The sequence below is a fragment of the Alicyclobacillus hesperidum genome, from assembly GCF_900107035.1.
Lineage (GTDB): Bacteria > Bacillota > Bacilli > Alicyclobacillales > Alicyclobacillaceae > Alicyclobacillus > Alicyclobacillus hesperidum.
The window spans coordinates 1-20196 of sequence record NZ_FNOJ01000029.1; the positions used below are offsets into that span (position 1 = coordinate 1).

A 20196-nucleotide genomic window follows, 5' to 3' on the forward strand; every position below is an offset into this window, starting at 1 on the left:
ATGCGCAATTTTCTGGACGCCACGCCGAAAAATTTGCGCGATGAACTCTATGGCAAAGTACGCGCAATCCTAGACGCACCGGACGTGGTCACCGCACGGTTGCTGATGGACCAGGTCGTATCCGACTACAGCGAGAAGGCCGAGAAGGCTGTTACATTGCTCGAAACCGCGTTTGATGACATTACGGCGGTACTATGCTTGCCGGAACGGTATCGCAAAAGACTTCGAACCACCAATGGTGTGGAGCGACTCAACGAGGAGATTCGCCGCCGCGACCGGGTGATCCGTATCTATCCAAACCGCGAATCCGTGATCAGACTCATCGGGGCGTTGTTGATGGAGATGGACGAGAAATGGCAGTCAGGGCACAAGTATCTCGACATGAAGGACTACTTCACATGGCGCGAAGAACAAAAAAAAGCAGACCGCACAGCCATCAAAAGTGAGCCAACTTAGGTGACATAACACCGAAGCTACCGAGGGACGAATTGACACCACATTTAGGACTTGATCCTCACGGGTCTCCCCATAAACAGAATCATAGTGACCCAAATAGACCTGTCGTATCCGAAAAGCTTTTATCGGACGCTCAAGTGTTCAAATCGAAGAACTAGGTCAATTGCAATTGCGATATGTAAATTCACAAAGTATATCAACTAATTTTTTGTAACCAAAAGTATGAACCAATACACTACATCGGCAGCTTACTGTTGTCAATCTATACGTGCAAAGGACAGGCGGAAAGGAGAAGGTGATCCGGGCCTGGAAAGCACACCGATAGGCAGAATCTATTTATCAAGTGCTGATGAGTATCATCATAGCTGTAAATTTCATAGCAGCCATCGCTGTGTTCAGCGTCAGAGATCAAAACCGCCGGCACAAAACACCATCTGTTCGTGATGTCACGAAACGTTATAATCATTGCGCTTCGCTTTTTCTCAAAAAAATCTCAATGAAGTCTCAATGCTTTATCTGTATACTGAACATGTACCTTGTCCCCCAACGTGCCATACGTAGTACCGGGAGACTCAGTTGCGTTCAAGGAGGCTCGCATGCGCCTGTGGCATGAAGCTTTGATCGCTGTTTTGCCGCGCCAGCAACTTTTGGGTCAGCATCGAGAGTGCTGTGCTTTGCGCGGACTTGGCTGGAATCGTCCGCATGCGACCGTCAACTATGTATTCCGTCATCCTTATGAATATCTCGTTCAGTACCACGGTCTCGTGATGGACGAAATGCAGGTGCGCGGCTATCGCGTCGCACCAGAGTGGCGAGTGCCGGGCTACCGCGGGCGACGCCTTGAACCCATCGCCATTGACCCGCGTCAATACTCGCCAACAAAGCCGATTTACCCTGAGCACGATGCTAGATATTTGCAGGAGTGCCGTGAAAATCTGCGCCGGAAGGGTATCCACCTTTGACTGCGCGTGCTGTGGCATCCTCGACATCCCGAAAGGTGTGCCCCTATGTGTTTCGTTGTTGATGCCTTTCCCTTTGTGTAGACTAGGGACGTTCACAGCGAGGCAATCACGGCAGATATCAATGCAGCCTATTGAATAGGGGGAAGACCCGTGACCAGGGCGAAACCGACCGTTTTGGTCGTTTCCTACTTTGCGCCGCCGCAGTTGAATGCGGAGGCGATTTTGGTGTGGAAGACGTTGCGCGAGTTGGCCAGCCACTTTCGGCTACGGCTTGTTACAAGCGATGAAAGAGCGGGATCGGATGCGCGTTTGCAGTTGCCAGATGCAGTGGATGTGATCCGTTCGCGGACCTGGAAGCCCACGGCCTATAAACCACGGCGGGCTTTGGAGAAGCTGATGGGGCTTGTGGTGGATGAAAACTATTTGTGGGCGAAAGCCACTCATTTAGGTGCAAACGAAAGTCAATGCGATGTGATTTATAGCCGCTCTCAACCCGGTGCCAGTCATATTCTGGCGTTAGGTATTAAGCGGCGTACAGGGAAACCTTGGATTGCACAGTTTAGCGATCCATGGGCAAATAACCCATATCACGTCCATCATACGAGCAGGCGCAAACAATTCAATCAGCGGATGGAACAAGCTGTTGTCGAGGAAGCCGATGTGCTGATTTTCCCTACGGCGGAAATTCAGGAGATGTACGGACGGTCGTACCCGGCATTGCCAATCGCGCAGAAATCGGTGATTTTGCCGCATCACTTCACACCGGAACTCTATCCCAACGCTGTTGCGCGAACACCAGAGCTCGTGGACAAGTTGGTCTTCTCCTATTTGGGGGATTTTTACGGAGCGAGATCTCCCGAACCGTTCCTGGCAGGCTTGCACAAAGCTGTCGCGGCCGAGCCTGCGATGGCAGCGCGCACAGTGGTGCAGTTTTTCGGCAACGTGGAGGCCAAATTTGCCGATCTCGTCGCACAGTCGCCGGTTCCTGTGCATCGTGGTCGCGTATCGTATTTAGAAAGTTTGAACATGATGCGGCAGGCAGACGTCCTTCTATTGATTGATGCTCCGTCCGCGAATGGGAGAAATCCATTTTTGGCGTCCAAGTTGATCGATTATCTGGGAGCTGGGAGGAGAATCCTGGGTATTACGGACGAACAAGGAACGGCGGCAGATATTTTGCGTCAGCACGGCCACTTCGTTGTCAGCCCGCGCGATGTAGATGGTGTTGAAAAGGGCATTCGCCGTTGTTTTTTCGAGTTTCAATCTGGCGTGGCGAACCAGGTTGCCATTCCGGAAGAGTTTACGACGCAGCACGTGGTTGGCCGACTGGCCGAACTGATGGAACGCTTGCTGCACAAAAGACAAAAGTGAGGTTACGACATGAATTCAATCGTTTGGCAGCCGACGCCTGTGACAAAAGAAGATCGACGCCGCTTAAACGGCCACTCGAGTTGCGCCATTTGGCTTACGGGATTGTCAGGCGCCGGCAAGTCGACCATTGCCTGCGAACTTGAACTCACGTTGCACCGCCGTGGCCTGCGCACATACTTATTGGATGGCGACAATCTGCGCCACGGCATCAATGCGGACCTCGGTTTTAGCGAGGCGGATCGCAGTGAGAACATCCGCCGGGTGTCCGAGATCGCAAAGTTGTTCGTCGATGCGGGAATGATTGTCATCGCGGGACTCATCTCGCCGACGCGAGAAGATCGCGAAAAGGCGCGAGGCCGATTCGGAGAACGCGAGTTTTACGAAGTCTATGTCGAATGTCCGATTGAAGTGTGTAAGCAGCGCGATCCCAAGGGGTTGTACAAGAAGGCGCTGGCAGGCGAGATTCGCAATTTTACCGGTATCGACGCGGTCTATGAACCGCCGGAGAACCCGGATATCGTGTTACATACGGATCGGATGGCCGTGTCCGATTGTGTTGCAGAGATCATTCGTCATTTGGAAGCACAAGGTGTGATACCGCAGGCAACTGGCATTGGGCAGGCCGCGACAACTGTTCGTGAGCGGAGGTGAAGAGGTTGGGAAGGCCGAATTTCTTTATTGTCGGGGCCGCAAAGTCAGGAACCAGTTCGTTGGACCGCTATTTGAGCCAACACCCCGAGGTGTTCATCCCGCCCAAAAAAGAAGCACATTATTTCTCAATCCCGGACTTTCCGCCTGCGTTCCGCGGACCCGGCGATGAAGGCATGAACTTATATACGATTCGCGATCGCGCCGAATACGATCTTTTGTTTGATGGAGTGCGTGACGAGAAGGCAGTCGGCGAGTCATCCGTATTCTATTTGTATTATCCCGGGACGGCTAAACGCATTTACGAGGCATACGAAGACGCGCGCATCATCATTATGCTGCGCAACCCGGTCGATCGCGCCTTTTCCGCATATATGCATCTGGTACGCGACGAAAGAGAGCGGCTGCCGTTTCGCGAATCCTTGGCGAAAGAGGACGAACGCATCGCGGGGGACTTCGAACCGTTATGGTATTATCGAGCCGTAGGCCTGTATGCTGAGCAGGTACAGCGTTATCTCGACGTATTTGGACCGGAGCGTGTGAAGGTTATTATCTTTGAGGAATTTTCGCGCAATCCGGTGGCCGCTGTCCGCGACGTCTGCACCTTTCTTGAAATTTCGCCCGATTTCACACCGGATACTTCCATTCGCCACAACGAATCGGGAGTACCCAAGTCGCGGGCGATTTACAATTTTATTTCGAAGCCACACGGGATTAAAGAGATTGTCAAACCGTTTTTACCTGCGAGTTTCCGCGAGCGGATCGGCAATCAAATGAAGTCGATGGTGTTGGAACGGGTACAGATGGAACCGGACATTCGCGCCGAGTTGCAAGGATATTTTGCTTCGGATATCGCGGCTTTGGAAGACGTTCTTCAGCGCGACTTGTCGATTTGGCGCAAACACAAGCAGCAGGCGAGTGGACAGTGAAGATTCTTAGGGGGAGAAGCCATGGACGTGCTTGAAGCAATTCGCACACGGCGTCATATCAAGTTTTTTAAGCCAGAACCCATTGACGAAGCGCTATGGATGAGCTGGCTGGAGGAAGCGAAGCTTGCGCCGAACCATAAGATGACCGAGCCTTGGCAGGTACTCGTTGTCGGGCCGGAAACGCGGGCACAGTTAAAGCATGGGCAAAACTTCGGCGATGCGCCACTTGTTTTAGCCATTTTGGCGAAACGTGGTCAAACTCAGGTGGAGCGCGATGAAAACCTGATGGCTGTCTCGTGTTTCATACAGAATTTTAGCCTGTTGGCGCAAAGTCATGGCGCGGGCATTCGTTGGACATCCATTGGTTGGACGGATGCGGCGCGCGAGACCCTTGGTGTCGGGGAGGATTACGAGGTCGCAAACATTATTGGTGTGGGCTATCCCCGAGAAGTGCCAGAGGCGAAGCCACGCGAGGCCATTGCCAATCGGATCAAGCGTCTTCCATAAGATTGGGGTGAGCGAATGTCATCGCAGGAGGCAGATTTGCACGCGAGATCGCCATGGGCTTTGCACGGTGTTCATGTAGCTGCCATAACACCTGTCAGACAGCCGGTTGTGGCAGATATCGTGGTCCCGGGCAGCAAGAGTGTGACCAATCGGGCATTGATTATCGCGGCGCTCGCAGAGGGTGCATCGCAGTTGTCAGGTGTGCTGCGAAGTGACGATGCGTATTGGTGCATTGAGGCGTTACGGCAGTTGGGAGTACGTGTTGATGTAGGACCTGAAGTGGTGCTCGTCGAAGGTACAGGCGGCTCTTGGCCAAATGTTGACACTGAGGTGTACACGGGTGCGGGAGGCACTGCTGCACGCTTTTTGACGAGTGCTCTAGCGGCTGGACATGGCTCGTGGACCATTCGTGGCAGTCGCCGTATGAATGAACGCCCGATGGGCGAATTGTTCCAGGCGCTTCTATCGCTTGGCGCCTCCATCACGCCGCTGTCAGAGCGCCCGCATACACTTCCCATCCGCCTGAAAGCCAACGGACTCGCAGGGGGCACCCTTCGCATGTCCGGGGCAACATCGTCACAGTTCATCAGCGGGATGCTCATTGCGGCGCCGTATGCACAATCTCCGTTAACTGTGGAGATTGTCGATCACATTGTGCAACACGCGTATGTTCATATTACGCTCGATATGATGCGCGAATTCGGCGCCCGCGTGCATGAGGCGCCAGGACTGACTGCCATAGAGGTCGAGGCATCACGCTATATTGCCAGGGAATATGCGATTGAAGCAGATGCGTCGACGGCATGTTACTTTTGGGCGGCCGCCGCGCTCACCGGTGGACAGGTACGCGTGCAAAACTTAAGGTATGACACGCGCCAACCGGACGTACATTTTGTCGATGTTCTAGCACAGATGGGATGCGCTGTAGACACGTCAGGGCAGGGAATCGTCGTACAGGGGCCGGAGCGCCTCCGTGGCGGTATGACCATCAGCATGAAGGAAATGTCAGATCAAACCCTGACGCTTGCGTTCATCGCCCCGTTTGCCGACGGTCCTATCTCGATCACGGACGTCGAACACATTCGTCATCATGAATCGGATCGGTTACATGTCATCGTCCAGACGCTGCGCAGCATTGGTATTGCGGTCGATGAGCGGGCGGACGGAGTGACGATTTACCCGGGTACCCCGCACGGCGCTCGCCTTTCTTCGTTTGATGATCATCGCGTGGCGATGGCGGCATCACTGATGGGCTTACTCGTGCCCGGTATTGAAATTGAGGATCCTGGTTGCGTCTCAAAGACGTGTCCGACGTTTTTTGATAAGTTAAGAGAACTTGGCATCCAAGTCACGTTGAGCTAACGCGCTCTACGGGCACGCTCAGATGGTCGTGTGCGAGTACGGTATTGGGAAAGATGCGCCTGGCATCGGCGAGCAGTTGTTCTTCACCCATACTATCGTAACGCGAACTGACATGTGTCAGCACGAGCTTGCGCGCGCCCGCTGCGCGCGCGATTTCCGCGGCTTCAGCCGCGGTCGAATGCTGATGGCGAGTTGCGAGATCGGCGTCGGCAGCAGTATACGTGGCTTCGTGGACGATGATGTCGGCGTTCTGCGCTAGTGTCACCGCTTCGTCACAAGGCCGCGTGTCGCCCAAGATGGTGACGATACGCCCTGGTTCGGGCGGATCGATAAAGTTTTTGGCGACGATGATATGACCATTGGGCAGGGTGACGTCCTGTCCGGATTTAATCTCTTTGTACAGCGGGCCTGGCGGCAGGCCTGCTGCTTCCAACAAATCCTTTCGCAGAGCCCCTGGAAACGGCCTTTCTTGAATGCGGTAGCCATACGACGGGATGCCGTGGCGCAGAGGCCGCCATGTTACCTCGTAGTCTCCATCCACGACCACAGATTGCAACTCATTGCCCAGTTCGGTTACGTCCCAAGCGTAGGAGAGATGCGCTCCGCTCGTGGCTATAGCGGTTTCAAGGAAGGTACGGAGGCCATACGGTCCGAGGATAGACAGAGGACCGCTGCCCGCTTGAAAGGAACGGCTGCCGAGCATGCCCGGCAAGCCATAGATGTGGTCGCCATGCAAATGGGTGATGAAGATGCGATTGATTTTCGAAGGTCCAAACGGTGCTGTCAACATTTGTTGTTGCGTACCTTCGCCGCAGTCAAACAGCCAAACTCTGCTTGTTCCACGCGAAAGGCGCAGCGCGATGGAAGTCACGTTGCGCCTTGTCGACGGAAGGCCGGCACCTGTGCCGAGAAAATAGAGTTCCATGCGACCGCTCCTTTGCGCGTCATCGCCATCTTAATGCGAACTCGAATTGACATGGCGCAGCACGTTTCTGCCCAGGAACAGTATACCCAACGCCACGAGCACGCCGATACAACCCACATAAAACGGCATGGCAGGGCCAACGGCATCACTGAGTTTGCCGGCCAACCAGGGTGCCACAGCGCCACCGACAAAACGCACGAAGCTGTACGCAGCGGAAGCAGTCGGGCGCTCCACAGGCGCCGCTTGCATGACGGCTGTCGTAATCAAGGTGTTGTTTACACCAAGGAATGCACCTGCGACGATGATGCAAATCACTAACGTGATTTGTGAGTGGATACCCAGTCCCATGACCAGCAAATCTGCTGCAAACAACGCGAGAATTCCATACATGGTGTGCAAGACGCCAAATTTCTCGGCCAGCTTGGGCGCAATGAACACGGATGTGATGGCAAGTAACACGCCCCAGCCAAAGAACGTATAGCCAATGCCATGCGCGCTCATATGAAGTGGGTAAGGCGCATAGCCAAGCAACGTGAAAAAGCCAAAATTATAAAAGAGTGCGGTCAGCCCAAGTGTGAGCAGACTGAGATGGCGCAACGCCTGAAAGGGAGCCAAAATAGACGCTCGATGCGTAGGCTTAGGTACGCCACGAAGGAATAGAAGAACCGCAATAAATCCAATCGCCATCAAGGTTGCGACGCCGTAGAATGGATAGCGCCAGCTATGCGAACCAAGTGTGCCGCCAAGCAAGGGCCCTACCGACATGCCCAGTCCCAGCGCGGCTTCGTATAAAATGACAGCACTAGCCGCTGAGCCGCGTGCAGAGGATACGATCACGCTGAGCGCTGTCGCGATAAACATCGCGTTGCCGACACCCCAGCCACCGCGGAAACCGACAATTTGGCCGACACTTGCGGATCGCCCGGCAAAAAAGGAAAAACCAGTGATGAACAAGAGGCCAATGAGTAGCGTGTACTTAGGGCCGATGCGCGTGCTGATGAAGCCGGTGAACACCATCATGCAACCGGTGACAAGCATGTAGCTGGTAAACAGCAACTCGGTTTGGGCTTTGCTTGCATGCAGTTGTGCACTAATTGCCGGTAAAATCGGATCTACCAAGCCCAACCCCATAAACGCGACGACGCAGGCGAAGGCTACGGCCCAAACCGGAGCTGGCTGACGTAGAATACTTGTTTCGGCTTCGGCAAATTCATCCGGAGCCTGAGATTGTGCAGACATCATACATTCCCCCTTGTGAATTCCTGGGTTGTGCTTGAGCGCATAGCTCACTTGAATACCACAACTATTGTATTATACAACTGTCTTACGATGATTGCATGGTTATGAATCGATATTCGGACGTTCGTTTGGAGGCGTAGCGCATGGACGTATTGCAGGAACTCGAGCGGGAAGTGGCCGTCTTCGCAAGGCGAGTCGAAGGGGCTAGACAGAGTTGGCAGCGCCATCAAGACCTTGATCGGTCCGCATACCTGATTCTATTGGCATTGGACAATAATGGGCCAATGGTCGTTGGGCAACTTGCGAACGTATTCCAACTTGATATCTCTACCATTAGCAGGCAAATTGCGCCCATCGTCGGCGCTGGCTTGGTTGCCAAGGAGCGTGACGAGATCGACAAACGCCAGGTCAGGCTTTCGATCACGCCAGAAGGTAGCGCAGCCCTCGAAGCCACGCGTGAATCGCGTCGACAACTGTATGCCGAATTGTTGGCAGATTGGTCCGATGATGACAAGGAGCAATTTCTTGCATTGCTGCAGCGATTTAACGACCGTTTGCGACAGCGTCAGCAAGAGCAGGAGAATCGCTAGTCGGCATGAATGTGTGGGGAGGCGGTTGCGAACATGTTTTGGACGGCAATCCTGTAAACATGAAACGACGGCCTATAGATTCGAGCCGTCGCAAGGTTTTGCAGGAGGATTCCACATGAATGCCGCTACGTTAATGGTTGCCGTCATTTTGCTTGCTGGTGTGCTGCTTGCTCGTGCCAATAGGCGACTTGGCTTTCCGGCCCTGATCAGTTTCGTGGCGGTTGGGGTAGCCATGGCGGCATTGATGCCGAGCTTGCTCGAAAATGTGACGCCAACCGTCGCCAAGAACCTAAGTTATGTAGCTATGGCCATGATTCTGTTTGAAGGTGGCCTTCATACGTCCATGCGCCGCGTGCGCCGTGCACTAGCCCCGGCTTTATCCCTGGCAACGATTGGCGTGATCGTGGCTGCAACCCTGATGACGCTATGTGTTCACCTCATTTTAAAACTGCCGTGGTTGCCCTGTGCCATGCTGGGCGTGGCTGCTAGTTCCACCGATGCGGCGTCGGTATTCAGTGTCTTGGGGAACACGTCACTGCGCGGCCGATTGGCAGACGTGCTGGAAGTCGAATCCGGCACAAACGATCCCATGACATTTTTCCTGATGACTGTGCTGATTCAATGGTCTCAGACAGGCATCCCACACCATAGTAGCGGCTTGTTAGCCGTGATCGATCTCTTCTTGTTGCAGATGGGTATGGGCATTCTGGTTGGCGTCATGGTTGGATGGGTTGGGCGTTTACTGTTGACTCGTGTCGATCTCGATGCTGCCGGCTTGTATCCAACCTTATCGCTTGCCATTGCATTACTTTCGTTTGCACTAGCCCAAAGCTTTTATGGTAGCGGGTTTCTCGCGGTGTATACAACGGGTGTCGTAATCGCCAGCGGTCGTTTGGAGCAACGGTTTACCGTTGTTCGCTTTCACGAAGGGCTAGCCTGGACCATGCACGTTCTCATGTTTGTCGTCCTCGGTTTCTTCCTTGTGCCTCGTGATTTTGTGAGTATCTCTGTACAGGGCGTTTTACTTGCTTTTGCCGCCATTAGCCTGGCACGGCCTGTCGCTGTCTGGTTAGCTACTTTCGGCATGGGATTTTCCGCGGAGGAAAAGTGGTTCTTGGCATGGGCGGGATTGCGCGGGGCGGCTCCTATTGTCTTGATTCTATCGGCGGTGGAGGCTCAGGTTACAGGTTACATCGTGCTGATTGAAATTGTGTTTTTCATCGTGATCGCATCGACGTTGATTCAAGGGCTTACGGTACAGTGGCTGGCGGAGAAATTTGAACTCGTCGCCGAAACGCCGTCAGAAAGCATTTTCGATCTCATGTCGCTGACGCGCGAGACTGCGGTTGTCGTGCCTGTAGAAATTGGCGCAGAATCCCAGTATGTGAATGTACGGTTGCAGGACATCCCGTTTCCGGATCACACGTTGTGTTACGGCGTTGTGCGTGGCGCAAAGGCGATTGTGCCGCGTGGGCACACCCGCCTGCGCGTGGGAGATCATTTGCTGATACTGGCGGAAGCTTGTCAAATCGGGGAAATCAATCGACTGTTTGCGAGCGAACCCGTTGGCGACGCGGCCATGCTGCCCTAATCCTGTTTATCTATCCGCCAGTCAATCCATGAGGAGTGTTGCCATTCTTCGATTTGCAGTGAATGGATACCAAGCTTATCTGCAAGTTCTTGGGTTGTGACGTCGCGTGGGAACTTCCTGCGGTGCAAGCTTCCAAATCTCCGCTTGTTATATACTACCCAAGAACCAAACACCAACAGGGATGCGCAACCGACAATGCCTGCATCGCGTACAAAGATGAGAAAAGACGTGTATGAAAGCGCGGTGAACAAATAAAGCTTGGCATAACTTACACCAAGGATCCAGAGGCAGAGTGACAGCGTAAGTTGCCATAGCACACTGCAAACCCATAGCCACCCGGAGACCGTAAGCAACGCTTCTGCAAATCGTCGAGATTTGGAGCGGTGCGGGCCGGAATCGATGACCATCTCGTTCCACTTTAACCTTACGTCGTTCATGAGGACATCCCCCTGTCCGGACTGTGCCAAGTTGCATATGTCGTTCGTCGCCGCAGCATGCGCAATACGGCTCGCGGCGTCGCGATAACGACGACAAAGGCTCCAATCGCCCAATAAATTGGAGAGTGTAAAATGATCTGTGTAAACTCCCAAAGCCCAGAGTGGGAGCTTACAAGGGGAGTGAAGCGACATGGAGCTTTTGTCCAAGGAGCAAATCCGTCAACTCATTCGAGACGGCAAATTGAAGGATATCAACGATGTCCAAAGCATGTTGAAAGACCTGTTCGCAAGCACCGTTCAAGAGATGCTCGAGGCCGAATTGGACACGCACCTTGGGTATTCCAAATACGACGCCAAGCACAAGGTTACAGATAACGCGCGAAACGAACATGGAGCTAAGCGGACGGTTCAGTCTGAACTCGGCGACATCGATATCGCGCTTCCTCGAGATCGGAGTGAGCGTCAAATCCCGCCCATCTTGCATTCCCGCCGTCGCTGCGTCAAAGTCGTACATGACAATAAACCCCGCCGGTTCCCCGGCGGGGCAACTGTGCATTCTATGGTTTTTTCGGCCGTCTGCGGATGCCGTCCGGCAAGTGGTTGGACCACGGCAGCAAGTCAGCCATCGCCGTCCGGTCGTCAGTCTGGATGTTGGGCAGCCGTTCGAACAGGTATTCCAGGTACAAGTATGGATCCAGTCCGTTCTCCTTGGCTGTCTCCACCAGGCTGTACGCGATGGCGCTGGCCCTCGCGCCCCGTGGCGTGTTCGCGAACAGGAAGTTCTTCCGGCCAATCACAAACCACTTGATGGAGCGCTCGCTCCGATTGTTGTCCAGCTCCAGATGCCCGTCCTCTAGGAATACCGTCAGCTTCGGCCCATTGGTTCAGGCAATACGAAACCGCCTGCCCCAAGGCGCTCTTGGGCAGTACCTGTTCGCGCTGCTCCTCAAGCCATGCCAAAAACTCGTCCAGCACCGGCCGGATTAACCTCTGCCGCTCTGCGTGGCGTTCTTCTGGCGTCGCGTCCTTCAGGGCGCGTTCAATCTTAAACAACCGATTGCAGTATTCCAATGCTATCCTGACAGCGGTCGGTTTCTTTCGCTCCTCTGCCGGCAGCGCAGTGTGTGCCTCATGAAACTTGCGCCTGGCATGTGCACAGCACCCAACCAGCTTCACATCCGGAATCTCGTTGTACCCGCTGTACCCGTCCACGTGCAGGTAACCCTTGAATCCCTCGAGAAAGCGCTTCGGGTGCTCCTTCGCACGGGTCTCCTGATAGTCGAACAGGACAATCGGTGGCCCATCCTGACCGCTTCGGTACAGCCACATGTACGATGTCGCCTCGGCAGACCGCCCCGGCTCATGCAGCACTTGCAGCGTCGTCTCGTCCGCATGGAGATACCGGCGCTGGAGGAGTTCCTCGTGCAACAGGTGGTATATGAGATCAAGCCACCGCGTCGCCCCCAACACCACCCAGTTCGCCAGGGTCTGCCGGGTCAACCGCAGGCCTTGCCGGGCAAACTGCTCCTCCAGGCGGTACAACGGCAAACCGTCAAGGTACTTCTTGTCAATCACGTACGCCAGCATGGAGGCGAACGCCAGGCTGCCCGGTATCGGGGGCCTTTGCATCTGCGCCTTGACCATGGGCGTTTCGGTCCCATGCTTGTCACACGTCCGGCATGCGTATGGTTGCTGGACATGTTCGCGGCGGATCTCGACACCCGCTTCGTCCATGACCTCGCCGCAGCACGGACAGATCCGTTCTTCTTCCGGCAGACGGGATTCAATCTGCTCCACCGGAAGGTCTGCCAGCATGGCATCCCGCTGACCTGGCTGCTTCTTGCGCCGCTGGTACGTGACCGCCTCGAAGGTGGGTTCTTCTGCTTCAGGTTGCGCCTCAACCTCGGCCTCGTTGAATACCAGGTCCAGGCGTATCTGGTTGTCTGTCGTGCGTTCGCTGGACTTCCCGAACTGCCGATGACGGGCCAGACGAAGCTGTTCCGGCAGCAGGTTGACCTGCTTTTTCAGTTCCGCGATTTCCTGTTCCTGCGCCTCGCAGCGCACCAGGCTGCGCCGCTTAACCCGCTTGCCCGGAAGTTTGCAACACGGGCACGCCAAAGCTCGCGATGTTGTTCCAACTCCGCCTTCGTCACGATGATCCCTCCATGGTTGGATTCTGGGGGGGGCATCTCGCACCAGGCACGCTGGCGCTAGGTGTGCACTATTTGACGCTCACCTTGGACAAAAGCTCCATGTCGCTTCACTCCCCTTGTAAGCTCCCACTCTGGGGCTTTGGGAGTTTACACAGATCATTTTACACACTCGGTTCACTCGAACACAGGTCGGTTTGTTCCACAATGCACATTCCTCGATGGTAAGTATACTGGCCGATTCGTGTCTAGTTCGACCATCCTGCACTAGTCAAGTAGGACTATTTCTAATGACAATCCGACTAGTTCGCCGACACCACCAAAAATAGTATAATTCGGTCTCCATAGTTTCGTCCCTAAGCTCTAAGATGAAACGCGAAAGGGGAGATGAAACATGAAAGACAGTGGAGGCATGTTCCTGTTTCTCACTCCCAAAAAGTACATTCTATCTTTTATCAGGGAAATATTTGCGTAGATTCAAGCAAGTAAATGTTTCAAAAAATCGTGTCCAAGGAGCCTGTCATATATTTTCCCGATGATAACTAAGTTCAAACGAATGGAGGAAAACCCCATGGTGAACATGTCTAATGTTTGGCCTAATCACTTGATGGATTGGCTATGGTTAGTGGTGTTTATCGCGTTTTTGCTCGGATCGTACCCTCATGGAAAAGGCCATCACAAAGGTGGTGAAGGCAAATGAATTGGACAACACGCGTTCGTAACAAACTTTCCGAACAGTTGACGTGGGATAATCTGTTACCTTCTGAACAACCAGTTTATGTTTCGTCTCTTGTTTACAGTTTTGGGATATTCACATTAAGCAGTCTGGTGTTTGTAATCTTGTCCGGAATCATCCTCGCGTCAAAGGGCGTGACGTGGTATCAGGTGTCGAGCCTGGGAGAGTTTGTTCGCAGTATTCACTTTTGGAGTGTGCAGGCGTTTTTCTTTTTTATGACGATGCACCTCGTTGGACAGTTTTTCATGGGAGCTTGGCGACAAGGACGCGCATTCACTTGGATACTTGGTGCATTGTCCTTCGGGATCTCTGTCGTTGGCGCGTTCACGGGGTATTTGTCTCGCGGAGATTTCTTCTCTCAATGGAATCAGGTACAAAGCAAAGACGCTTTCAATGGAGCGGGGCTTGATGGATTTTTAAACATCTTGAACAGTGGTCAAGTCTATGGACTGCACATCGCCGTAATACCAGCTATCCTTCTGATTTTGGTTGGATGGCATTTGATTGAAGTTCGCAGAAACGGCGTTGTTCCGCCTTATGAGGCGAATGCCGAGAAGGAGGTAGAAAGCAAATGAACCGCAAGTATAAGGAAACCCTTAAATATCCGCAGAAAGAATTCGATTTACTCAAAGAAGGTACGATTGGTATTGGCGTCACTGCGGTATTAGTGATAGGAGCTGCAGCGGTCTTTGGAGCACCGTACCGACCCGCCGTTACAAATCAACAAGTCGCCAATACGGAGCCGATTGTCGTGATGCAAACTGCACTTGGGGACCTTGACGGTCAAGGTGAAATGTCGACGTATGGACCTCCATATAACAATGGAACCGGTAGTACGCAATCACTATTTGGCTTCCACCCAGAGACGTGGTGGGGTACCCCCTACCAATTGAACACGGCAAAAGACGACGTGTTGACGCCATTGAGCATGTTAGCCAAAGCGTCGAACAACACAGCGCTGTCAGATGCTCTGAAACAGTATGAAAATGCTCCTGCGGCCACGCAACAGAAATGGGATCAAAACCTTACGAATGCACTGAACAAGGCCATCGTCGAAAAAAATGGGCAGGTTGGTATTCCTGCGGGGAATTACGGACCGGTTCGGGAGATGATGAATAGTGAACTGTCTCTCGCCTCGTCCGGCCTTCTATCTGGGGCACTCGACCGTGAAACCAATCAGGGCGTGTACCGCTGGAATGACCAAAATGACTTACTGTTCCTTCAGGGATCAGCACTTCACAAGATTGCTGGCACACTCAATATGAAGGGGGAACAGTGGGGCATCAATCACGACGAAGCAGCCTACCCTGGACCGTGGTGGCTAACTCCATATACGTTCTTATACCAAATCCCGCCGTATTCCACCTCGTCGGCTGGTGATGAAATGGCCGCTTATACAATGGCCTTGCTGTTTTTGATTCTGGTCTTTGTTCCATTCATTCCAGGTCTAAATAAATTGCCAAAGATTTTACCGCTGTACAAGTGGATTTGGCGTGACTGGTACAAATCCCAAGGTCAACAGAACGGTTTCAATCGAGGACGGTCACACAGCCCGAGTCATTCACACTCTTGACCGGCGTTAGACGAGATTGTTAGGAGGCGTTTCGAGTGAAACAGGGAATTCGGCTGTGGGCAATCTGGATCTTTGCACTATTCACAGGGGTTTACGGTACAGCCATCACGTATCAAGGGATTACGACCGCCCATCATGCAGACTTGATCTACGGAATACCCATTCTTTTCTTGGGTATTTGGGTAACAGGTAATATTTGGGCATCAGCACGTCAGGCTTGGCGTCGGCAACGGGCCGCTCGCGTTGGAGCAAAGTAAAAGTAAATTCATAGCTTTCGTTTCATTGATGTGCACAGCGTTGAATCACCAATCGCTGAGAGCTGAGGGAAGTGACAACATGCAAACACTGAATGTCGTTGTTATTGGCGGAGGCATAACCGGCTTGACAGCAGCCCTTCGATTGCGGCAGTGGAGTGAGAGCACCAAACAGTCTGAGAATCCGATGGATATTCAATGCATGGTTTGTGAGCAGAGCGAAAAATTTGGTGGGAAAATCCGCACGTTGAAATCGAACCGATTAGTGATTGAGACTGGACCAGATTCCATATTCACGCGCAATCCTGCAGCGATCGAGTTCATGCAAGAATTGGGCCTAAGCGACGATATTGTGCAGATATCGTCTTCATGTGGAACCCTGGTTTGGCATGACAACAAATTGCAACCTCTTCCTCAAGGTTTCAACACAGGTGTACCTTCAGACCTATTGTCATTAGCTAGTACGGAATTGCTTAGTACGGCGGGGAAGTGTCGTGCCTTAGAAGACTTATTTACGCCAGGGAAGTTATCGGAACAAGACGTTTCATTAGGAGAATTCCTGAGAAAACGGCTGGGTGATGAGTTAGTGGAGGTCCTAGCTGCACCACTTTTGGCTGGGATTCACGCTGGATCTATTGACAATATGAGTCTGGATGCCAATATGCCCGTCCTTCGCCAATGGTACATGAAACATAGAAGCCTGATTATCGGTGCATTGCAACATCGTCATCAGTCGTCTGTCGAGGAACAATCACCAAGGCCAACATTTATAAGTCTTCGGGGTGGTTTGATTCAATTGATTGAATCACTTGTCGCGAGGCTGCAAGACAATACCGACTTGCGACTGGTGACCCAGGCTACGTCCATCGATAGAACAGAGGATGGAAAATACAAGATTTTTTTAGACAACAACGGACACAAATTCAGTGTGAAGGCGGATGCAATCATCCTTACTACGCCTACGTATATCGCTGCTGAGTTGTTGAATAGGCTCAATCCTTTACCCGAGACATTCACTCAAATACGCTATGTATCCACCGCCACCATCACCTTCGTCTATTCGAGCACATCCGTACCTTCGGAGCTTGCTATGAATGGATTTTTAATACCTCGGGTGGAAGGGTGCACGATAACCGCTTGTACAATTGTGAGCAATAAATGGCCCCATACTTCGACCGAAGATCAAGTGCTGATCCGTTGTTATGTTGGTAGAGACGGTTGCCAAGAAGCGGTATTTTGGAGCGATGAAGACCTCATCTTGGCCGCCCGCGAAGATCTGAGAAGAATACTAGCCATTACCCAGAATCCTAGTGATATCGTACTGAAGCGTTGGAATCACGCCATGCCTCAATATGATGTTGGACACAAGGAACGAATCGATAAGATATATCATGATTTACAAAAATATCCTGGTCTCTTTGTCGCGGGTGCTGCGTATCGCGGAGTGGGAATCCCGGATTGTATATCCGATGCCGGGCATACCGTTGAAAGATTGAAAGAGTATTTTGGGCAAAGAAGGTAAAATGGCATGGGACTCATAGTAGAGCGTGTACACAATGGTGTAGAGCAGAAGAAGGACTTCTCTCAAGCGCCATTCATTGCAATTTGGGAAGTAACGCGGGCCTGCCAGCTCCATTGTCTGCATTGTCGGGCTCAAGCTCAGCGATATCGCGACCCTCGCGAATTGTCGACTGCAGAAGGGTTGGATTTGATTGACCAAATTGCAGACATGGGCACGTCACTCATCGTGTTTACTGGGGGCGATCCTTTAGAAAGGGAAGACCTGTTTTCATTTATCACCCATGCTAAATCTCGAGGATTAGACGTCGGAATTTCCCCCAGTGCAACACCAAAGGTCACCAAGGATGCTATCCTTCAAGCTAAAGAAGCTGGACTTTCGCGCTGGGCTTTTAGTTTGGACGGATCGACAGCGCAAATCCATGACCATTTTAGAGGGACTAAAGGCTCTTTTGACTTAACTATGCGGGCTTTACACATCCTCAAAGAAGAAGGTATACCCATCCAGTTGAATTCCACTTTGTCTCGTTTTAATCTCCATGATCTTCCGGCCATTGCAGATATCGCAGAGTCATTCGGAACTACACTTTGGAGTGTATTTTCGCTGATTCCAACGGGGCGAGCGCGCGTCAGGGATATGATTTCGGCCGAGGAACATGAACAGACGATGGAATGGTTGTATGAACAAAGCCTTGTACGTTCCTTTATCATCAAAACAACAGAGTCTCCTGAATATAGGAGAGTAGTACTCCAGCACAATGTTTTCGAATTCCGCGGGGCAGTCAATGATGGGGATGGATTTGTTTTCATTTCACATATAGGCGACGTGGCTCCAAGTGGTTTCTTACCGATTACGGTAGGAAACATCAGAGACGAAACATTGGAACATATTTACCGAGATACACCTGTGTTCCAGGCCTTACGTGATAGAGCACGTTTAGTTGGAAAATGTAATGTTTGTTCATTTCGAGACGTGTGCGGAGGTTCCCGTGCTCGTGCTTATGCTTTGACCGGGAATTACCTAGAGAGCGATCCACTATGCACATATATTCCTGAACATAGCATGGTCATGAAGGGAGAACTCCAGCCATGAGCAGAAGTTAAACCAACGTTTGCAGAAGTATGAACGCACGTCGGTGTCCATCTGTTAAGGTGTGGTAAATACTATCACATTTACTGGAGGAACACCAAAATGTGTACTTAACAATTCATCACGTGCAGTTCATCCTTGTAGCTCAGGCCCCCATAATTCACAAGGCCAAGGATCTGGAATGGACGACAGTGTTCGTTGCCGGCCTTGCAGAGGGGCTTCTGCCGCACAAAAAATCGCTCAAGGGCGAGGAATTGCGCGAGGAAACACGCCTGTGTTACGTCGCGATCACGCGTGCTCGCGAGAATCTATATCTTCTGTCAGCCAAATGGTATGGCGACAAAGAACGAGAGTTGTCGAGGTTTATCACGGCATTACAAGGTTCATGAAAGGGGAGAACGGATATGTGGACGTGGTTCATCGTTGGTGGAACAATCCTGAGCATTGTCGCACTGAACGTCGTGTTTCGCGAGAAAACCAAATCACTGGAGCAACGATTCCACCGATAAGTTGGCGCAAAATTGACCAGTGAAAATACATTCACCGTGTTATGCTCAAATCAATAAATGAACATTCGCTAAGGAGGATACACCGATGAATAAGCGTGATTTAATTCAAAAAACCGCTGATAAGACCGGATTCACCAAAAAGGATTGCGAAGCCGTCGTGAACGTACTTTTCGAGACCATCACAGAAACCATCGAATCCGGTGAGAAAGTGCAAATCATCGGCTTTGGCACGTTCGAGTCACGTGAGCGTGCCGCTCGTACCGCGCGCAATCCAAGAACAGGTGAGATGGTCAACGTACCAGCACGTCGCATGCCGGCCTTCAAACCGGGCGCAGACCTGAAACAGGCCGTGCGGGCGTAATCACCGCACAGGGGCGTCCCTGTGCTGACCCTGCGACACAGTGGTTTCGTGTCGTCAGCAGAGGGATGCCGAGTGATGGGGAGGAGAGAGCTATGGCGATTCAACTTCGTCCGTATCAGCAAACAGCCGTCGACGCGTTTTTTCAGGCGCTTGCCGATGGGCGCAAACGTCAACTCGTCGTCCTTCCGACGGGCGCGGGTAAGACCATTGTCTTTGGTAGCGTCGCGAGACAAGCCGATTCTCGTCATCGCGCATTGCACGGAACTACTCGACCAAGCGGAGCAAAAAATCCGCTATGTGTGGCCGGAGGCGTTCATTGGGCGTATCCAGGGTGCGCGCAATGAGCAACTGGGTGACGTACTGTTGGCCTCGACGCAAACGCTTGTAGCAGGAAGGCACATCCCACAACCTGGCCTCATCATCTATGACGAGTGCCATCACAGCCGCGCAGGGAGAGCGCTTGGTGTGCTGGAACGCTTGGATGTGTTTACACCAAACGGTCCACCGCTGTTTTGTTTCGCAGTGGCTCCGAAACGGTATGTGTTGTTTAACATAGACGGCAAAGGACGACCCATACTGCGCAAAGCCTCTGCCCACGGCCTGGGTCACTTGAGAGCCCCTTGCACTGATGCGGATGTCCCAAGGTCCATCCCGAAGCCCGTTGTGTCATCACACGAACTGGGTGTGCACTGATGGCAGCACGATGTCTGGTGTCAACAACGGATTTAATTCCTCAAAAAAATCGGGTTGATTTCCCCAAAAACACCGGCTTGGATTTCCTCAAAACCATCGCTTAAAATTGCCCGGACATATGTTCGGTTAGTCTTTCACCGCCTCTTGCAGGGCATGGGTTACGCCGTGAGCGTCAAATCCCGCCCATCTTGCATTCCCGTCGTCGCTGCGTCAAAGTCGTACATGACGATAAACCCCGCCGGGGGAACCGGCGGGGCAACTGTGCATTCTATGGTTTTTTCGGCCGTCTGCGGAT

The 20196-nt window shown here is 52.4% G+C and carries 21 protein-coding genes and 3 pseudogenes; 19 read left to right on the forward strand and 5 right to left on the reverse strand.

The annotated features are described in order from the left end of the window. The 7 genes from BLU70_RS13550 to aroA form a co-directional block, all read left to right on the forward strand. The coding region (locus BLU70_RS13550; RefSeq protein WP_176780922.1) for a transposase at positions 1 to 456 on the forward strand (456 nt) is incomplete at its 5' end. A gap of 596 nt (positions 457 to 1052) precedes the next feature. Next, positions 1053 to 1418 carry a TIGR02328 family protein gene (locus tag BLU70_RS13555; protein ID WP_040289105.1) on the forward strand — a complete coding sequence of 122 codons (366 nt, stop codon included), beginning with the start codon at positions 1053 to 1055 and terminating at the stop codon, positions 1416 to 1418. A gap of 150 nt (positions 1419 to 1568) precedes the next feature. After that, positions 1569 to 2789 (forward strand): glycosyltransferase, encoded by a 1221-nt coding sequence (locus BLU70_RS13560; protein WP_244885230.1) that lies wholly within the window; start codon positions 1569 to 1571, stop codon positions 2787 to 2789. 9 nt (positions 2790 to 2798) lie between these two features. Next, positions 2799 to 3440 carry an adenylyl-sulfate kinase gene (cysC, locus tag BLU70_RS13565; RefSeq protein WP_074693832.1) on the forward strand — a complete coding sequence of 214 codons (642 nt, stop codon included), beginning with the start codon at positions 2799 to 2801 and terminating at the stop codon, positions 3438 to 3440. Next, positions 3437 to 4366 (forward strand): sulfotransferase family protein, encoded by a 930-nt coding sequence (locus tag BLU70_RS13570; protein ID WP_420865902.1) that lies wholly within the window; start codon positions 3437 to 3439, stop codon positions 4364 to 4366. Before cysC ends, BLU70_RS13570 begins: the two co-directional genes overlap by 4 nt. Before the next feature lie 21 nt (positions 4367 to 4387). Then, positions 4388 to 4873 (forward strand): nitroreductase family protein, encoded by a 486-nt coding sequence (locus BLU70_RS13575; RefSeq protein WP_006446469.1) that lies wholly within the window; start codon positions 4388 to 4390, stop codon positions 4871 to 4873. Between the two features lie 15 nt (positions 4874 to 4888). Further along, complete coding sequence (gene aroA, locus BLU70_RS13580; RefSeq protein WP_074693835.1) at positions 4889 to 6235, forward strand: 3-phosphoshikimate 1-carboxyvinyltransferase; 1347 nt, start codon at positions 4889 to 4891, stop codon at positions 6233 to 6235. Here aroA and rnz read toward each other — a convergent pair. Both rnz and BLU70_RS13590 read right to left on the reverse strand, forming a co-directional pair. Further along, complete coding sequence (gene rnz, locus BLU70_RS13585) at positions 6222 to 7160, reverse strand: ribonuclease Z (protein ID WP_074693838.1); 939 nt, start codon at positions 7158 to 7160, stop codon at positions 6222 to 6224. The genes aroA and rnz overlap by 14 nt on opposite strands. A 30-nt stretch (positions 7161 to 7190) precedes the next feature. After that, a complete protein-coding gene (locus BLU70_RS13590) occupies positions 7191 to 8399 on the reverse strand; it encodes an MFS transporter (RefSeq protein ID WP_074693840.1) in 1209 nt (402 codons plus the stop codon). A 143-nt stretch (positions 8400 to 8542) separates the two neighbouring features. Here BLU70_RS13590 and BLU70_RS13595 point away from each other — a divergent pair, with 143 nt between their 5' ends. Together BLU70_RS13595 and BLU70_RS13600 are read left to right on the forward strand one after the other, a co-directional pair. Further along, positions 8543 to 8989 (forward strand): MarR family winged helix-turn-helix transcriptional regulator, encoded by a 447-nt coding sequence (locus tag BLU70_RS13595; RefSeq protein ID WP_040289100.1) that lies wholly within the window; start codon positions 8543 to 8545, stop codon positions 8987 to 8989. 115 nt (positions 8990 to 9104) lie between these two features. Further along, positions 9105 to 10580, forward strand: coding sequence for a potassium/proton antiporter (locus BLU70_RS13600; protein WP_040289099.1), 1476 nt, complete (start codon positions 9105 to 9107; stop codon positions 10578 to 10580). On the opposite strand, the gene pgaD is transcribed toward BLU70_RS13600, so the two are convergent. Beyond that, a complete protein-coding gene (gene pgaD, locus BLU70_RS13605) occupies positions 10577 to 11017 on the reverse strand; it encodes a poly-beta-1,6-N-acetyl-D-glucosamine biosynthesis protein PgaD (RefSeq protein WP_040289098.1) in 441 nt (146 codons plus the stop codon). The genes BLU70_RS13600 and pgaD overlap by 4 nt on opposite strands. Before the next feature lie 190 nt (positions 11018 to 11207). On the opposite strand from pgaD, the pseudogene BLU70_RS15020 reads away from it, so the two are divergent. Further along, a pseudogene (locus tag BLU70_RS15020) lies at positions 11208 to 11513 on the forward strand (transposase); the annotation flags it as partial. Between the two features lie 61 nt (positions 11514 to 11574). Here BLU70_RS15020 and tnpC read toward each other — a convergent pair. Beyond that, positions 11575 to 13084 (reverse strand): annotated as a pseudogene (tnpC, locus tag BLU70_RS13615) (IS66 family transposase). Further along, positions 13042 to 13206, reverse strand: a complete 165-nt coding sequence (gene tnpA / locus BLU70_RS15025) for an IS66 family insertion sequence element accessory protein TnpA (RefSeq protein ID WP_420168536.1) — start codon at positions 13204 to 13206, stop codon at positions 13042 to 13044. Before tnpA ends, tnpC begins: the two are co-directional and overlap by 43 nt. Before the next feature lie 532 nt (positions 13207 to 13738). Between tnpA and BLU70_RS14900 the strand changes: the two genes are divergently transcribed. The 9 genes and pseudogenes from BLU70_RS14900 to BLU70_RS14925 all read left to right on the forward strand — a co-directional run bounded on the left by BLU70_RS14900 (position 13739) and on the right by BLU70_RS14925 (position 19901). Further along, positions 13739 to 13867 (forward strand): hypothetical protein, encoded by a 129-nt coding sequence (locus tag BLU70_RS14900; protein WP_272942631.1) that lies wholly within the window; start codon positions 13739 to 13741, stop codon positions 13865 to 13867. After that, positions 13864 to 14478, forward strand: coding sequence for a cytochrome b N-terminal domain-containing protein (locus BLU70_RS13620; protein WP_006447961.1), 615 nt, complete (start codon positions 13864 to 13866; stop codon positions 14476 to 14478). The genes BLU70_RS14900 and BLU70_RS13620 overlap by 4 nt, the downstream gene beginning before the upstream one ends. Continuing rightward, complete coding sequence (locus BLU70_RS13625) at positions 14475 to 15476, forward strand: hypothetical protein (RefSeq protein ID WP_006447962.1); 1002 nt, start codon at positions 14475 to 14477, stop codon at positions 15474 to 15476. The genes BLU70_RS13620 and BLU70_RS13625 overlap by 4 nt, the downstream gene beginning before the upstream one ends. 35 nt (positions 15477 to 15511) lie before the next feature. Beyond that, positions 15512 to 15733, forward strand: a complete 222-nt coding sequence (locus BLU70_RS13630) for a hypothetical protein (RefSeq protein WP_040290598.1) — start codon at positions 15512 to 15514, stop codon at positions 15731 to 15733. A 79-nt stretch (positions 15734 to 15812) separates the two neighbouring features. Next, positions 15813 to 17252 (forward strand): protoporphyrinogen oxidase, encoded by a 1440-nt coding sequence (gene hemG / locus BLU70_RS13635; RefSeq protein ID WP_074693843.1) that lies wholly within the window; start codon positions 15813 to 15815, stop codon positions 17250 to 17252. Between the two features lie 6 nt (positions 17253 to 17258). Continuing rightward, entirely contained in the window at positions 17259 to 18341 is a 1083-nt protein-coding gene (locus tag BLU70_RS13640) for a radical SAM protein (protein ID WP_074693845.1), read from the forward strand. A gap of 101 nt (positions 18342 to 18442) precedes the next feature. Continuing rightward, positions 18443 to 18727, forward strand: coding sequence for a 3'-5' exonuclease (locus BLU70_RS13645; protein ID WP_244885231.1), 285 nt, complete (start codon positions 18443 to 18445; stop codon positions 18725 to 18727). 205 nt (positions 18728 to 18932) lie between these two features. Beyond that, positions 18933 to 19208, forward strand: coding sequence for an HU family DNA-binding protein (locus tag BLU70_RS13650; RefSeq protein WP_074693848.1), 276 nt, complete (start codon positions 18933 to 18935; stop codon positions 19206 to 19208). Between the two features lie 92 nt (positions 19209 to 19300). After that, a pseudogene (locus tag BLU70_RS14925) lies at positions 19301 to 19901 on the forward strand (DEAD/DEAH box helicase). Positions 19902 to 20196 lie beyond the last annotated feature (295 nt).